Consider the following 14613-nt stretch of genomic DNA (forward strand, 5'->3'; position numbering starts at 1 on the left):
GGGGCAGCCATGCCGCCGGACCTCGGGCAGCCGGACCGCCGGGGCCGTACGACCGCCGGGGCTGTGAGACTGGTGGGGTGAAGAGCGAGAACACCCACTTCGAGGGCGGCCCGATGGACGGTCGGGTGCTTCCGGTGCTGGTCGGCCCCACCGGCCACCCCCCGAAGACGTACGAGATCCCCGTCCCGGACCCGGACGGCGGCCCCCCGACGGTCCTGGTCTACCGCCGGGTCCCGGCGGGCTACTCCAGGCGCCTGGGCCTGCAGACCGGCTGGAAGTACGAGTGGGACCCGACGGGCGAGCGGCGGCGCCTCAAGTGGCCCTGGTCCAAGCCCACCCCGCCTGCGCCGGAAGGGTGATGCCCCCGGCACCGCCGACCCGGTTGGCCGATTCGTACTACTTCGCGTGCCACGATCCCCTCCCCAGACACGGAGAGGTGATCACATGCCGGGACGGCTCCTGCGGCTCGCCTGCGCGGCCGCGACCACCAGCGTGGCGCTGGCCCTCGCCACCCCGGCCCCGGTGGCGGCCGGTACGGGAGCGCGGGCCGCGCTCCGGGCCCCGGGACCGGCCGGACCGGGCGCGGAGGACGCGTACGGGACCCCCGGCGAGCCGGGCCCGGGCGCCGCACCCTACGACGGCGGCACGGCCGGTGACGGCCCGGCAGCCGGCGGTTCCGGGGACGCGGACGGCACCGCCGCGGGCGACGCCCCGGCTGCCGACGCCCCGAGAGCCGGCGGAACCGCCCCGGCCGGCGCCCAGGGGGCCGGTGACGGCTCCGTGGCCGGGCTGCTGACGCGCCTCCAGGGGCTGTACCAGAAGGCGGAGGAGGCCAGCGAGGCGTACAACGCCACCGAGGTCACCCTGAAGGCGAGCCAGGCGGAGGAGCGCCGTCTGAGCGTCGAGCTGGGGAAGGCACGCAACGCCCTGGGCGCCACCCGGGCCGCCGCCGGGCAGCTGGCGCGCAGCCAGTACCAGGGGGCGGCGGCGTTCTCCCCGTACGTCCGCATGCTGCTCTCCGGCAGTCCCCAGCAGGCCGTGGACGAACGGCGGCTGGCCCGGCGCGAGGCGGCGCACCAGGCCCGCCTGCTGGCCCGGCTCACCGGTGCCGAGAAGCAGGCCGGGGCCCTCGCCACGCAGGCCCGCAAGGCGCTGGACGCGCAGCAGACGCTGGCCGCGCAGCGGAAGAAGCAGCGCGACGAGGTGAACCGGCAGCTCGCCGAGGTGCAGCGGCTGCTGGCCTCGCTCAGCGCCGAGCAGATCGCGGCGCTGACCGCCCTGGAGGAGGCGCGTGACGACAAGGCCCAGCAGGAGCTGGAGGATTCCGGCCGGCTGGGCCGGGGGAAGACGGCCCGCAACCCGACCGCCGAGGGTGGCCGGGCCCTGGCCTACGCGGTCGGGCAGATCGGCAAGCCGTACGTCTGGGGCGCCGAGGGCCCCGCGTCCTTCGACTGCTCCGGGCTCACCTCGCAGGCGTGGGCGCACGCCGGCCGCTCCATCCCCCGGACCAGCCAGGAGCAGTGGGCGCAGCTGCCGCGGGTGCCGCTGGACCGGCTGCGCCCCGGCGACCTGGTGCTGTACTTCCCCAAGGCCACGCACGTGGCCCTCTACATCGGCGGCGGGAAGGTGATCCAGGCCCCGCGGCCCGGCGCGAAGGTCAAGGTCTCCCCCATCGCGGCGAACCCGCTGCTGGGCGCGGTGCGTCCGGACCCGCTGGGCGAGCCGCTCGCCGAGTTCTCCCCGCCGCCGCTGCCCGCTCAGGGGGCGGCGGAGGCGGGGTCGGGCGGGGGTGCGGACGGCGACGCGGGCTACTCGTCGGAGGAGGCGCCCGCGGCGGAGGCGGCACCCTCGGCCGGGGAGGCCGCCGGGTCCGGGGAGGCCGTCCCGTCCGGGGAGGCGGCCGGGGCCACGGAGGCGGACACCTCGGCCAGGTAGTCGGCCGCGTCCTCCGGGTCGTAGAAGTAGTGGTCGAAGTCGGCCGGGTTGTCGAAGCCGTTGGCGAACCGGTCGGCCACCGGCTGGAGCTGCCCGGCCGCGCCGATGAGGCCCAGCACGTGCTCCGGCGGCACGCCCAGCATGGCGTTGGTCCACTGGGTGACCGGCTTGCCGGTGGTGAACCAGAACTTCTCGAAGGTGGCCTTCATCCAGGCCTCGTCGAACTCCTTGTCCCCGTGCATCAGGATCGAGGAGAGGTACGAGGCGGCGCACTTGGCGGCCGAGTTGGAGCCCTGGCCGGTTATCGGGTCGTTGGCGACGACGACGTCGGCGACGCCCAGCACCAGGCCGCCGCCGGGCAGCCGCCCGATCGGGTTGCGGACCACCGGGGCGTAGCGGCCGGCCAGCGTGCCGCCGGCGTCGGTCAGCTCGACCCGGGTGGCACGGGCGTACTCCCAGGGGACGAACTTCTCCATCAGCTCCAGGGTGAGCGCCAGGTGCTCGGCCGGGTCCTTGACGCCCTGGAAGGCGTCCACCGGGCCGCCCGGCAGGCCCTCCCAGAAGAGGATGTCCGCGCGGCCCGAGGTGGTCAGGGTCGGCATCACGAAGAGCTCGCCGACGCCGGGGACGAGGTTGCAGCGGACGGCCTCGGTCTCCGGGTGCTCGGGGCGGGGGGCCAGCCCGTGCACGTACGAGACGGCCAGCGCGCGCTGCGGGGCGTCGTACGGGGAGCGCGCCGCGTCGCGGCCGAACATCGAGACCAGCTCGCCCTTGCCGGCGGCGACCAGCACGAGGTCGTAGGTGCGCGCGAAGTAGTCCAGGTCGGAGACGGCGGCGCCGTGGATCACGAGCTGGCCGCCGCGCTGGGCGAAGGTGTCGAGCCAGCCGGCCATCTTGACCCGCTGGTCCACGGACTGCGCGTAGCCCTTGAGGCGGCCGAGCCAGTCGACCGGGCGGCTGCCGTCGGGGGCGGCGACCGAGACGCCGAGGCCCTCGATCTTCGGGGCCTGGGGCTCCCAGAAGTTGACCTGCAGGTCGCGCTCGTGCTGGAGGGCGGTGTCGAACATGCACTGGGTCGACATGACCCGGCCGGAGCGGATCTCGTCGGCCGTGCGGTTCGACATCAGGGTGACCTCGTACCCCTTGGACTGGAGGCCGAGGGCGAGCTGGAGGCCGGACTGTCCGGCTCCGACGATGAGGATCTTCCGCATGGCGATGTCTCTCCGGCTGTGGGGGCTGGGCAAGGGGCTGGGCGGGGCACGGGGCGGCGCGGGCCGGGCGGCTGGGGGCCCGGCGCGCCCGCGGGCTATTCGGGGGTGGTGTCGAGCGCGTGGGAGACGAGCGTGAGCAGCGACTCCAGTACGGTCACCCGGCTCCGCGCGTCCATGATCACCACCGGCACGTGGGGCGGGATGGTGAGCGCCTCGCGGACGTCCTCGGGCTCGAAGGACCGGCTGCCCTCGAAGTGGTTGACGGCCACCGCGTACGGCAGTCCGCAGCTCTCGAAGTAGTCGAGGGCGGGGAAGCAGTCGGGCAGCCGGCGGGTGTCGGCCATCACGATGCCGCCGAGGGCGCCCCGTACCAGGTCGTCCCACATGAACCAGAAGCGCTCCTGGCCCGGGGTGCCGTAGACGAAGAGCACGAGGTCGTCGTCGAGGGTGACCCGGCCGAAGTCCATCGCGACCGTGGTGGTGTTCTTCGCCGGGGTCGCGGTGAGGTCGTCGGTGGGGACGCTGGCCTCGGTCATCAGCGCTTCGGTGCGCAGCGGCGTGATCTCGGAGATCGAGCCGACGAAGGTCGTCTTGCCCACGCCGAAGCCGCCCGCGACCAGCACCTTGACGGCGATGGGCGCGCGCGAGCGGTCGTACTGCCAGGGCTGTACGCCCTCGTCGGCCTCGGCGGGGACGGTGAGCATCGGTTCAGAGACGGCGGAGCCCATCGAGCACCCTTTCCAGCAGTGCGCGTTCGGGGCGGCCGGTGCCGTGTCCGGTGCCGTAGACGCGGATCCTTCCCTGGTCGGCCAGGTCGCTCAGCAGCACGCGGACGACGCCGAGCGGCAGCTTGAGCAGCGCCGAGATCTCGGCGACCGTACGCATGCGGCGGCACACCTCGACGATGGCGCGCATCTCGGGTGTGCGGGCCGTGGGGCCCTCCTTGGCGTCCAGGGTCGCGACGAAGGTCTCGACGAGCAGGACGTGACCGAAGCGGGTGCGCCCGCCGGTCAGGGAGTACGGCCGGACGCGGGCGGGGCGGCGGTCCGCCCCGCGTATCGGCAGCCGGTCGGAGGTCACGGGTTTCTCTCCATGGACTGGCGCAGCTCGCTGCGGACTTCGGGGGTCAGGACGTGTCCGGCGCGGCCGACGAACAGGGCCATGTGGTACGCGACGACGCTCATGTCGCAGTCGGGCGTGGCGTGCACCCCGAGCAGCGAGCCGTCGCTGATCGCCATGACGAACACGCTGCCGTGCTCCATGGAGACCATGGTCTGCTTGACGCTGCCGCCGTCCATCAGGTGGGCGGCACCGACGGTCAGGCTGCCCAGCCCGGACACGATGGTGGCGAGATCCGCGGAGGCCCCCCGCGGCCCCTTGGTCTCGGGTCGTTCCGCGTCCGCCCGTCCTGGGTCGGAGGACAGCAGCAGCAGCCCGTCCGAGGAGACCACGGCCACCGAGAGCAGCCCTGGCACCTCCTCGACCAGGTCGGTCAGCAGCCACTGCAGGTTGCGGGCCTGGGTGCTCAGTCCGTACGTACTGGGCGCGGTCACGTGCGTGCCTCCTCGACGGTGTCCCCCTCGTCCTCGGCCCGCTGCCGGCGTTCTTCGGCGAGCTCCGCGTCCACGACGCGGCGCCCGTCACGGGCCCCCTGGTAAAACCCCCCGAGCCGGCGCCGGAGTTCCTCGGCGTCGACCCTCGCGGCAGGCTTCCGTACGTCCTGCGTGCCGTGCTCGACGACACGCGGGGTGCGCTTGGGCAGCCCCTTGTCGGTGACGAGCGGGCGTTCCAGCTCCTCGGTGTCCTCGTCGGACTCCGGCTCGGGCTGGGCGGTCCGGTCGTGCCGGTGCGGTTCGTCGTCACCGGCGGCGGCAGGGCGCGGCAGGGGCGCCGCGAGCACCCACGCCTCGGGCTCGTCGCCCGTACCGGCCGCGGACTGAACCCCCTCGACGGCATGCGCCCCGGCCCCGGGCTGGACCCCATCGGCGGCGTGCGCCCCGGCCCCTGCCGCGGACGCGCCCCCGCCGGCGGCGGGCTGGGCCAGCGGCCAGTCGTCGCCCTCAGCCCCGGCACGGTCCTCGGGCTCGGCGGCGGGCTCGGCAGCGCGCTCTGCATCGGCGGCGGGCTCGGCAACGGCCAACGGCCAGTCGTCCACCTCGCGCTCGGCAGGCGCCTCGGCCCCAGAGGACTCCGCACCGCCCAGCGGCCAGTCGTCACCACCGGCGCGACGCGAACGACGCCCACCCGCCACCGGCTCGGACCCCACGTGAGCGGTGGTCTCGCCCACGGGCCCGGGCTCGGGCCCGGCCAGCGGCCAGTCGTCGGCAGCCGGCCCGGCCTCGGTCTCGGCGTCGCCGAGGGGCCAGTCGTCACCACCGGCACGGCGCGAACGCCGACCACCGGCCACCGACTCCGACCCGGCCTGAGCCGAAGTCTCGGGCTCTGCAGGGTGCTCGGGCTCGGCAGCGCGCTCCGCGTCGACGGCGGGCTCGGCGTGCGCCTCGGCCGCGCCATCGGGCTGGGCCAGCGGCCAGTCGTCGGCCTCGGACTCGGAAACGGCCTCGGCCTCGCCGACCGGCCAGTCATCGGCAGCGGCACGGCGCGCACGACGGCCACCGGCCACCGACTCCGGCCCGGCGTGCGCCTCGGCCGCGCCATCGGGCTGGGCCAGCGGCCCGTCGTCGGCCTCGGACTCGGAGACGGCCTCGGCCTCGCCGACCGGCCAGTCATCGGCAGCGGCACGGCGCGCACGACGGCCACCGGCCACCGACTCGGTCACGGCGTGAGCCGAAGCCTCCGGCTCCGCGAGGTGCTCGGGCTCGGCAGCGCGCTCCGGGTCGGCGTGGGTCTCGGGCGCGCCATCGGGCTGGGCTGGCGGCCAGTCGTCGGCCACGGGCTCGGAGACCGCCTCGGCGTCGGCCGAAGCCTCGGGCTCGGTGGAGATGGGCGCCGCGTCGGGGGCGGGCACCGGCTCCGTGGCCGGCAGGGGCCAGTCGTCCGCCTGCGCCGCAGGCCCAGCGGTGCCCGGCACCACGAAGACGTCGGACGTGCCCGGGACGGGCTGCGGCTGCGGCTGCGGCTCCGGCTCCGGCGCCTCCGGGGCGGGGCGGGCCTCCCGTACCGGCTCGGGCACGGTACCGGCCTCCGGGGCCGCCGCGTGCTCGGCCTCCCGGGCGCCTGGGACGGTGCCCGCGGACCCGGACCCGGAGCCGGAGCCGGAACCGGTCGGCTCGGCCACCGGCCGGAACCTCGGCGGCAGGACGTTCGAGTTGGCCTCGGCCACGATCCCCGGCAGCTGGAGCTCCGGAGCCCCCGGCTCGCCCACGCGGTACTCCGGCTGGGCCGGCGGCGTCGTCGGCAGCAGCGCCTCCGGTACGACGACCAGCGCCTCCGTACCGCCGCCCCGCCGCGCCCGCAGCTCCGCGGTGACGCCGTGCCGCGCGGCCAGCCGGCCCGCGACGTACAGGCCCAGGCCCAGGCCGTGCTCCGCCTCGTCCTCCTGCTCGAAGGCCTCGGGGTCGGCCAGCCGGGCGTTCAGCAGCGCCAGCCGGTCCTCGGTGACGCCGATGCCGCCGTCCTGCACGGAGACGACGACCGAGCCGTCGTCCGTCGTCCAGCCCGACACCTTCACCTTGGCGTCCGGCGGCGAGAAGGTCGTGGCGTTCTCCAGCAGCTCGGCGACCACGTGCGAGACGTCGTCGGCGGCGTGGCCGGCGACCTGCGTGTAGGCGGGGAGGGCCTGGAGGTCCACCCGCTCGTACCGCTCGATCTCGCTGATCGCGGCCCGCATCACGTCCACCAGCGGCACCGGGCCCGACTGGCCGTGGCCGTGCTCCTGGCCGGCGAGGACCAGCAGGTTCTCGTTGTGGCGGCGCATCACCGTCGCCAGGTGGTCCAGCTTGAAGAGGGTGGCGAGCCGGTCCGGGTCCTGCTCCTTCGCCTCCAGCTGCTCGATGACCGTCAGCTGGCGCTCGACCAGGCCGAGGGTGCGCAGGGAGAGCGACACGGAGGTGGTGAGCAGGATCTTGCGGTGCTCCTCCAGGTTCGCCTTGAGTTCGGCGAGCTCCTTGTCGAGGGCGGTCTTGGCGGCGCTGAGCGCGTCGTTGCGGCCGATCAGGCGGCGGCGGTCGGCGTCGAGGCCGGCGATCCGGGTGTGCAGGGCGGTGGACTGCGCCTCGGCCCGCGCGTGGATCTCGTTGAGGGACCGGACCACGGCGGCGAACTCGTCGTTGCGGCCGGTGAAGCGGACCGGGTCGGAGCCGCCCTCGTGATCGGGCGACGCCAGCCGCTCCGCGCCGCGCCTGAGCACGGACAGGGGCTGGGTGAGCGTGCGGGCCACGGCGGTCGAAACGCCTACGGAGACCAGCACCAGCAGGCCGACCAGGCCGAGCAGCACCTCGCCGGAGGTCACGTCGTCGTCGCGGAGGGCCGCGAGGGCGGTGGCGCGCTCGGCGGTGAGGGTGGACTCGACGGACCGCATGCGGTCGATCCGGGCGCTCAGCGCGGCGGCGACCGCCTCCGCGTCCAGCTTGCGCTCGGCGGCGGACAGCCGCGGCTCGTCGGTGAGCTTGGCGAGGAAGGCCTCCGCGGCCTTGACCTCGGGGCCGCTGACGGTGGCGGCGAGGGTCTCGCGCACGTCGGGCCGGGCCGCCCGGTCGAAGTCCTCCAGCGCCGCCTGCTCCCGGACGCGGGCGCGCTGGGCGGCGGCGGTCAGCTCGTCGCGGGTCTTCTCCTCGCCGCTGGGGGGCGCGTCCTCGTACCGGCCGGTGACCGGGTCGTAGACGGTGCCCGGCTCCTCGCCCGCCGGCACGGCGAGGGCGGCGAGGAGCAGCCCGCGGGTGGCGGAGGCCTGCTCGACGGCCCGGCTGAGCGGGGCGAGGGCGCGGCTGGTGGCGAGCGCGGCCGCGGCGCGCGGCGGGGTGCGCTCGGCGAGTTCGCCGGCGGGGGCGAGGAGTTCCCCGAGGAGTTCGGAGTACGCGGTCTCCGCGGCGGTGGCGGTGCCCTTGCCGGAGACGGCGGCCTTGCGGACGGCGGCGATGCGGTCGAGGGCGCGGGCCAGGTCGGCGTCCGCGCCGTCGCGGGCCTCCTCGACCTGCCCGTCGACGCGCTCGGCGCGCTGCTTGACCTGTCCCTGGGCCTTGCCCGCGCGGCCGGCGGCGACGTAGGCGACGACCGCGTCGCGCTCGTCGGCGAGGGCGTGCGCGAGGGTGACCGTGGCGCGGGTGTGCTCGGCGAGGGTGACCAGGCGCTGGGAGTCGTTGAGTTCGGCCGAGGCCGCGATCAGGGCGGGGGTTCCCGCGCCGGCGACCGCGAGGGCGACTACGGCGACGCCGAGGACCAGCCGGCTGCGTACGCGCACGGGGCGGCCGGCGGTGCCGCCGGTGCCCGTCGCGTCTCCGGTGCGCTCCGCTCCAGCCGGGGCGCTGCCGTTCTTCCGAGACCGCTTCTTCTGCACCGGTGCTCGCAATCCTGTACGTGTGCTCGTCTACTCGCCCCCGGCTTCGTCCGGGGGGACCCGTGGCCGAGGTGACGGCCGGTCAACAAGTAAACGCCTCCGCCCCCTCGTACCGCTTCAGACCATTCCAAGTGTGTTTGGGAGAGGGGCACGCATCGCCTGCCCGGCCACTCGAACGAGTGAACATCAGGGAAGAGTTGGCGATCAACTCGGGGGGCCCGCCGCCGGGGGGTGGTGTCGGGCGGGTGGTTGAAACCGCATGGGGGCTTTGGCAGTATGCCCGCCCACATCACACCGGACCCGGTGCCTCCGTGAGGGGAGGGTCCGTGAAGGCTCACCCAGGGCTGGTACGGACCATTTCGCGGCCCTGGTGCGAAACTCCGACCCGGTGGGGACATCCCGGGCAGACTGTCCATATGCGCATCGACCTCGCCTCCGCCCCAGGGGATCCGCAACACCCCAATGAGGACTGGCTGTCGGCCGTCCTGCCCGCGTCGGGCGGGGGCGGGGTCGTGGTGGCGCTGGACGGGGTGACCCCGCCGCGCGGGGACGACGGGTGCGTGCACGGGGTCCCGTGGTTCACGGCGCGGCTGGGCGGACGACTGACCGAACTGTCCGGATCGCGGCGGGACATGACGCTTTCGCAGGTTCTGGCGGAGGCGATCGCGGCCACGGCCGGGGCCCACCGGGAGACCTGTGACCTTTCTCACGTCCGGACGCCGCAGGCGACGGTGGTGATGGCGCGCTGGGACGAGCGGTGCGTGGAACACCTGGTGCTGTCGGACTCGGTGCTGCTGCTGCGGGATCCCCTCGGGGAGGTCACCGCGGTACGGGACGACCGGCTGGACCGGGTGCCGCGGGAGGTGCTGCGCTCGGTGGCGGCCACGGATGCGCTGCGCAACGCGGAGGGCGGCTTCTTCACCGCCGCGGCGGATCCCGCGGTGGCGGCGCGGGCGGTCACCGGCACGACGCCGCGGTCGGACGTGTCGGCGCTGGCCGTCCTGACGGACGGGGTGACGCGGTGGGTGGACACCTTCGGGGAGGGGGACTGGGCGGACCTCTTCCGCCTGCTGGTGAAGGAGGGGGCGAGGTCCGTGATCGACCGGGTCCGCGCCCTGGAGGCCGGTCCTGCGGGGGCGGCCCGCGGCAAGCGCCACGACGACGCGTCGGCGGCCTACGCGGAACTCTGACCCGCGCGCGGGTCCCGCACCCGCACCCGCACCCGGCACGGGACCGGCATCCGACGCCGCCGCGGAGCGTCAGGCTTCGGCGCCCTCGTTCAGTTGGTTCAGCAGGCGCGCCAGTTCCGCGACCTCGCCCCGGTCCCAGTCGGCCAGCTTCCGGCGGTACTGCTCGCGGCGAGCGTCCCGTACCCGCAGGAAGCGCTCCCGGCCGGACGGGGTCAGGCCCACCAGGAAGGCCCGGCCGTCGGCCGGATCGGGCTCGCGGGCCACCAGTCCCAGGTCCTCCAGGGCCCGAAGCTGCCGGCTCATCGTGGCCTTGCCGACCCCGAAGTACGCCGCCAGGTCGGTGGCGCGCTGCCGGCCCGCGTCCTCCAGGCGGACGAGCAGTCCGTACGCGGCGGGCTCCAGCTCGGGATGCAGCTCCCGGGCCATCTCGCCCGACGACGCCCGGGCGCGCCGGAGGAAGACGGAAAGCTCCCGCTCCAGCGCGAGGAACTCCTGGTCTCCGCTGCCCTGCACGTCCCGCTCCCCTCACGTGGTGTCCCCGGCCGCCGGGGAACACCAGTATCGGGCAGGGGGGCGCGGGTGTCCGTACACCCGCGCCCCCCGGGCCCGGCATCAGTCACACGGAGGGCACACCGCCCCCTCAGGCCGCCGCCGCCACCGGCACCTCCGCCTCCGCCAGCGCCAGCTCCAGCACCTGCCGGACGTCGGTGACCGGGTGGACCTCCAGGGTGTCCAGCACCTCGGCCGGCACGTCGTCCAGGTCCGGCTCGTTCCGCTTCGGGATGATCACGGTGGTGAGCCCGGCCCGGTGCGCGGCCAGCAGCTTCTGCTTGACCCCGCCGATCGGCAGCACCCGGCCGGTCAGCGAGACCTCGCCGGTCATCGCCACGTCCGTGCGGACCTGCCGGCCGGAGAGCAGCGAGGCCAGCGCCGTGGTCATCGTGATGCCCGCGCTCGGCCCGTCCTTGGGGACCGCGCCCGCCGGGAAGTGGATGTGCACGCCCCGGTCCTTGAGGTCGGCCACCGGCAGCTCCAGCTCGGCACCGTGCGAGCGCAGGAAGCTCAGCGCGATCTGCGCCGACTCCTTCATGACGTCGCCCAGCTGGCCCGTGAGGGTCAGACCGGCCGCCCCGGTCTCCGGGTCGGCGAGCGAGGCCTCGACGAACAGCACGTCGCCGCCCGCACCGGTGACGGCCAGTCCGGTCGCGACGCCCGGCACCGCGGTGCGCCGCTCGGCGGGGTCCTGCGCGGACTCCGGCACGTGGTGCGGCCGCCCGATCAGCGCCCGCAGGTCGTCGGCGCCGATGTGGAACGGCAGCTCCCGCTCGCCCAGTTCGTGCTGCGCGGCCACCTTGCGGAGCAGCCGGGCGACGGACCGCTCCAGGGTGCGCACGCCCGCCTCGCGGGTGTACTCGCCGGCCAGCTTGCGCAGCGCGTCCTCGCCCAGGGTCACCTCGTCGGCGCCGAGCCCGGCCCGCTCCAGCTGGCGCGGGAGCAGGTGGTCGCGGGCGATGACGACCTTCTCGTCCTCGGTGTAGCCGTCGAGCCTGACCAGCTCCATGCGGTCGGCGAGGGCCTCGGGGATGGCCTCCAGCACGTTGGCCGTGGCCAGGAACACGACGTCGCTGAGGTCCAGTTCCACCTCCAGGTAGTGGTCCCGGAAGGTGTGGTTCTGCGCCGGGTCCAGGACCTCCAGCAGGGCGGCGGCCGGGTCCCCGCGGAAGTCGGAGCCCACCTTGTCGATCTCGTCCAGGAGCACCACCGGGTTCATCGACCCGGCCTCCTTGATCGCGCGGACGATCCGGCCGGGGAGCGCGCCGACGTAGGTGCGCCGGTGGCCGCGGACCTCGGCCTCGTCGCGTACGCCGCCCAGCGCGACCCGGACGAACTTGCGGCCCATCGCGTGGGCCACGGACTCGCCGAGGGAGGTCTTGCCGACGCCGGGCGGGCCGACCAGGGCGAGTACGGCGCCGCCGCGGCGGCCGCCGACCAGGCCCATCCCGCGGTCGCCGCGCCGCTTGCGGACGGCGAGGTACTCGGTGATGCGCTCCTTCACGTCGTCCAGGCCGGCGTGCTCGGCGTCGAGGACGGCGCGGGCGCCCTGGATGTCGTACGCGTCCTCGGTCCGCTCGTTCCACGGCAGTTCGAGGACGGTGTCGAGCCAGGTCCTGATCCAGGAGCCCTCGGGCGACTGGTCGCTGGACCGCTCCAGCTTGTCGACCTCCTTGAGGGCGGCCTCGCGGACCTTCTCCGGCAGGTCGGCGGCCTCCACGCGGGCGCGGTAGTCGTCGGACTCCTCGCCCTCGGCGTCGCCGTTCAGCTCGCGCAGCTCCTTGCGCACCGCCTCCAGCTGACGGCGGAGCAGGAACTCGCGCTGCTGCTTCTCCACGCCCTCCTGCACGTCCTTGGCGATGGACTCGGCCACGTCCTGCTCGGCGAGGTGCTCGCGCAGCCAGGTGATGGCGAGCCGGAGGCGTGCGACCGGGTCGGCGGTCTCCAGCAGCTCGACCTTCTGGGCGACCGTCAGGAAGGGCGAGTAACCGGAGTTGTCGGCGAGGGCGCCGACGCCCTCGATCTGCTGCACGCGGTCGACGACCTGCCAGGCGCCGCGCTTCTTGAGCCAGCTGGTGGCGAGGGCCTTGTACTCCTTGACCAGCTCGGCGACCGAGCCGGGCAGCGGATCGGGCACGTGCTCGGCGACGGTCTCGCCCTCGACCCAGAGCGCCGCCCCGGGCCCGGTGGTGCCGGCGCCGATGCGGACGCGCCCGCGGCCGCGGATGAGGGCGCCGGGGTCGCCGTCGGAGAGCCGGCCCACCTGCTCGACGGTGCCGAGCACGCCGGTCCCCGCGTACGTCCCGTCGACCCGCGGCACCAGCAGCACCCGGGGCTTCCCGCTCCCGGAGGCGGCCTGCGCCGCCTCGACCGCGGCCCGTACCTCACCGTCCGTCAGGTCGAGCGGCACGACCATGCCGGGCAGCACGACCTCGTCGTCGAGCGGCAGAACGGGCAGCGTGAGCGATGCGGACGTCGAAGCCATGATCTTCCCTCCGGCAGTGAAGTTGAGCTATGCCGACTCAATGCACGTGAGCCCCCGTATGTTCCCCACGCTGCGTTCGCCGACGGCGAACGCAGCGTGAAGGTGCCGTCCTCGCCGGTCAGCGGGTCTGCGGCGGGTGGGGGCAGGCGCCCGGGCGGGCGTACAGCGCGATGGCGGCGCCGTGGACGCGGCGGAGGGCGCAGAGGTCGAAGTGGGCGACCAGCGTCTGGCGTTTGACGGCTTCCTTCGGGAGGCGGTCGCGCGGCTGGTCCGGCGGGTCCGAGAGGGCGATCACGCGGGGGCTGTCCAGCAGGGCGGCGCGCAGCTCCGTCGCGGGGAGTTCGGTGCCCTGGAGGGTGCCCGAGGCGGCCGGGGAGCGGGCCAGCGCGAGGTCGCGCAGGCCTCCGTACACGGCGGGCGAGGAGAGCAGCCACTCGCGGCGGCGGGCCGGCAGGAAGAGGACGGCGTCCCCCGGCCGGGACAGCTCGCGGACGGCGGCGGCCACCGCCACCACGTCGTCCTTGCGGCTCTCCGGCGTCCGGAGCCACAGCGACCACGGCAGGCCGAGCACCGCCACCAGCAGCACCACCCGCCACCGCGACACCAGCAGGGCGAGTCCCGCGAGGGCGTAGAGGACGTACCGGTCGACGTACCAGGGATGGACCAGCGAGACCGTCAGCAGCACGCCCGGCGGCAGCAGCAGCAACGGCAGTGCCACGCGCACGCGTTCCCGCTCCGCGCCCCGGGCGAGGAGCAGGCCCGCGCCGGCCGCCGCCGCGTAGGCGAGCCAGTCCTGCCAGCCGGGCCGCCCCAGCCACCCCAGCTGCGCCCCGGCCTGGCCCGCGGCGACCAGGGCGAGCGGCAGCACGCCGGCGGCGACGGCGAGCGCGCACCACCGCCAGGCCCGGTCCCGCCACGCCACCACGGCGTGCGCGGCCAGGGCGAGCAGCGCGAACTGGTGCAGCCAGCAGGCGAGGAGGAGCAGGCCGGCGTACGCGACCCAGCGGCCGCGCAGCAGCGCGTACGTCGCCCACACCACGGCCGCGGCGACCAGCGCGTACGAGCGCCCCTCCTGGGCGTACTGCTGCACCGGCGGCAGCACCGCGTACGCGGTCCCCGCCGCCGCGGCGGCCCGCGGTCCGGTCCGGGTCCCGGCGACCGCCGCCACGCCGCACGCGGCCACGGCCGTGGCCAGCACGGAGGGCAGGCGCAGTGCCCACAGGCCTCCGTCCCAGACGCCGAAGACGGCGTGCATGAGGAAGTAGTGGAGGCCGTGCACGGCGTCGACGTTGCCGAGCAGCGCCCACAGCTCCCCGGCGGTGCGGTGGGCCACCTGATGGGTGACGGACTCGTCCCGCCACATGGCGGGCCCGCGCTCCAGGCCCCAGAGGCCCAGGCAGAGCGCGACGAGGCCGGGCAGCAGGGACCGGGCGCGGTGCCACGCGGTCCCGTGGCACCCGGTGCGGCGCGGGGCGGTGTCGCGCCGGGCGGACTCCCGCTCCGGGGCGGGGGCGCCTGCGGTCCGGCTGATGACGGCCTCCGGGAGGTTTCCGTACGCGGGCGGGGGCTCCATACTCGGTGGTCGGCCAGGATCCACGGTGCGGAGGTGGGGCGTGAGCGCGTTCCGGTCGGTGTCCCTCGCTTGGCGTTCGCTGGCGGTCGCGGCCCCCCGCCCCCCCGCGGGGGCGGGGGGGGGGGGGGGGGGGGCCCCGGGCCCCCGCCCCCCCCCCCCCACCTACCCCGCGGCCCGGTCGGGCGGCCACCCCCCCCCCGCCCCCCCCCCGC

The 14613-nt window shown here is 75.5% G+C and carries 10 protein-coding genes and 1 pseudogene; 3 read left to right on the top strand and 8 right to left on the bottom strand.

What is annotated here, in order from left to right; all coding sequences use genetic code 11:
* Positions 1–77 precede the first annotated feature (77 nt).
* Positions 78–359 (top strand): hypothetical protein, encoded by a 282-nt coding sequence (locus ACIQUR_RS12255; protein WP_403662347.1) that lies wholly within the window; start codon positions 78–80, stop codon positions 357–359.
* A gap of 85 nt (positions 360–444) precedes the next feature.
* Positions 445–1830, top strand: a pseudogene (locus tag ACIQUR_RS12260) (NlpC/P60 family protein); the annotation flags it as partial.
* Here the strand turns inward: ACIQUR_RS12260 and ACIQUR_RS12265 are convergent.
* From ACIQUR_RS12265 to ACIQUR_RS12285, 5 genes are all read right to left on the bottom strand, one after another.
* Positions 1809–3146, bottom strand: coding sequence for a styrene monooxygenase/indole monooxygenase family protein (locus ACIQUR_RS12265; protein WP_403662350.1), 1338 nt, complete (start codon positions 3144–3146; stop codon positions 1809–1811). The pseudogene ACIQUR_RS12260 and the gene ACIQUR_RS12265 overlap by 22 nt on opposite strands.
* Positions 3147–3241: 95 nt before the next feature.
* Positions 3242–3874, bottom strand: coding sequence for a GTP-binding protein (locus tag ACIQUR_RS12270; protein WP_403662353.1), 633 nt, complete (start codon positions 3872–3874; stop codon positions 3242–3244).
* On the bottom strand, positions 3855–4226 hold the full coding sequence (locus ACIQUR_RS12275) for a DUF742 domain-containing protein (RefSeq protein WP_403662356.1): 372 nt from the start codon (positions 4224–4226) through the stop codon (positions 3855–3857). The genes ACIQUR_RS12270 and ACIQUR_RS12275 overlap by 20 nt, the downstream gene beginning before the upstream one ends.
* The gene (locus ACIQUR_RS12280) at positions 4223–4699 is read right to left on the bottom strand and encodes a roadblock/LC7 domain-containing protein (protein ID WP_403662359.1); all 477 of its coding nucleotides are present in this window, start codon (positions 4697–4699) and stop codon (positions 4223–4225) included. Before ACIQUR_RS12280 ends, ACIQUR_RS12275 begins: the two co-directional genes overlap by 4 nt.
* Positions 4696–8601, bottom strand: a complete 3906-nt coding sequence (locus tag ACIQUR_RS12285) for a nitrate- and nitrite sensing domain-containing protein (RefSeq protein ID WP_403662362.1) — start codon at positions 8599–8601, stop codon at positions 4696–4698. The genes ACIQUR_RS12280 and ACIQUR_RS12285 overlap by 4 nt, the downstream gene beginning before the upstream one ends.
* A 416-nt stretch (positions 8602–9017) precedes the next feature.
* Between ACIQUR_RS12285 and ACIQUR_RS12290 the strand changes: the two genes are divergently transcribed.
* A complete protein-coding gene (locus ACIQUR_RS12290) occupies positions 9018–9791 on the top strand; it encodes a hypothetical protein (RefSeq protein ID WP_403662365.1) in 774 nt (257 codons plus the stop codon).
* Between the two features lie 69 nt (positions 9792–9860).
* Here ACIQUR_RS12290 and ACIQUR_RS12295 read toward each other — a convergent pair whose 3' ends face one another.
* From ACIQUR_RS12295 to ACIQUR_RS12305, 3 genes are all read right to left on the bottom strand, one after another.
* On the bottom strand, positions 9861–10304 hold the full coding sequence (locus tag ACIQUR_RS12295; RefSeq protein ID WP_403662367.1) for a MarR family winged helix-turn-helix transcriptional regulator: 444 nt from the start codon (positions 10302–10304) through the stop codon (positions 9861–9863).
* A 127-nt stretch (positions 10305–10431) separates the two neighbouring features.
* Positions 10432–12828 (bottom strand): endopeptidase La, encoded by a 2397-nt coding sequence (gene lon / locus ACIQUR_RS12300; protein WP_403662370.1) that lies wholly within the window; start codon positions 12826–12828, stop codon positions 10432–10434.
* Positions 12829–12946: 118 nt separating this feature from the next.
* Positions 12947–14401, bottom strand: coding sequence for a hypothetical protein (locus tag ACIQUR_RS12305; protein ID WP_403662373.1), 1455 nt, complete (start codon positions 14399–14401; stop codon positions 12947–12949).
* Positions 14402–14613: the final 212 nt, after the last annotated feature.

The sequence above is a fragment of the Streptomyces sp. NPDC101132 genome (assembly GCF_044759225.1).
Classification (GTDB): domain Bacteria; phylum Actinomycetota; class Actinomycetes; order Streptomycetales; family Streptomycetaceae; genus Streptomyces.